The organism is Oleiphilus sp. HI0117 (assembly GCF_001635235.1).
The window spans coordinates 1-1,040 of sequence record NZ_LWGA01001121.1 but is presented as its reverse complement, the minus strand read 5'-3'; the positions used below and the strand labels follow the sequence as shown (position 1 = coordinate 1,040).

Here is a 1,040-nt window from a genome sequence, read left to right as displayed (position 1 = left end):
ACTAACTTAAGCTTTTCAGAGTGGAGCCAAGTCTTCGGTGACGCAAAGATGACAACCGCATTACTTGATCGACTAACGCATCACTGTCACATCATTGAAACAGGTAACGAAAGTTACCGCTACAAAGAATCTACTAATAAACGAATTTAAAACTGGAAATAAAAGAAAAGTTCAGGCCATAATCTGGCCTCTCAGGCGGGTCAAAATTAAGTGCAAAAGCCGGGTCAGTTTTACATGCAAATTAACACTAGTGTTTTTATAGGCTAAACTAACAAGGTCAATAAACTGTAGAGGGCACCTGGATGATCGGTGAGCACAATTACAACCATTACAATATCAATAAGAAATTGGTTCGCGAAAAGATAGCGACGACTGAGCTTCGTGTTGGTATGTATGTTGTAGAATTGGATAGACCTTGGGTTGATACCCCGTTTCTGTTTCAAGGTTTTCTGATTAGCAGTGAAGAAGAGATCGATCAACTGAATGAGTATTGTGAATATGTTTATATAGATGTGACTCAGACAGAAATTACTTATAGGGAAAAACGAAAGAATCGTACTGATGTCAAAAGTCGCCGGATTTATAAAGTACCTGTTGAACGAGAGTTGGCTGTCGCCGTATCTGACTATGACTATGCGAAGAAGACAGTTGATCATGCCCTTAGTGCCCTCCGTCTATCTCAGGAGATAAATACCACTGAGGTAAAAACAGCTGTTAAAAGTTGCGTGAAAAGCGTACTAAAAAACCCTAATGCCATGCTCTGGCTAACTCAGATTAAAGACAAAGATGATTACACGGCAGAACACAGTTTACGTGTATCTATCATGGCTGTTGCACTTGGGCGTGAGCTGGAGCTGCTGGAAAAGGAGCTTGAAGACCTAGGCGTTGCGGCGATGCTGCATGATGTGGGAAAGATTAATATACCCATCGAGGTGCTGAATAAAGAAGGATCCTTAAATTCCGAGGAATATGAACTCGTCAAGGAACATGCGACACATGGTCGCAAGCTGCTGATGTCTAAATCAGACGTGCCTCCGGTC

The 1,040-nt window shown here is 41.8% G+C and carries 2 protein-coding genes; both read left to right on the top strand.

What is annotated here, in order from left to right; genetic code table 11:
• Positions 1-150: ATP-binding protein (locus A3757_RS25355; RefSeq protein WP_197470156.1), on the top strand; the 150-nt coding region annotated here is incomplete at its 5' end.
• Positions 151-302: 152 nt separating this feature from the next.
• Positions 303-1,040 (top strand): HD-GYP domain-containing protein (locus A3757_RS20120; RefSeq protein ID WP_156506447.1); only part of this gene is annotated, 738 nt, incomplete at its 3' end.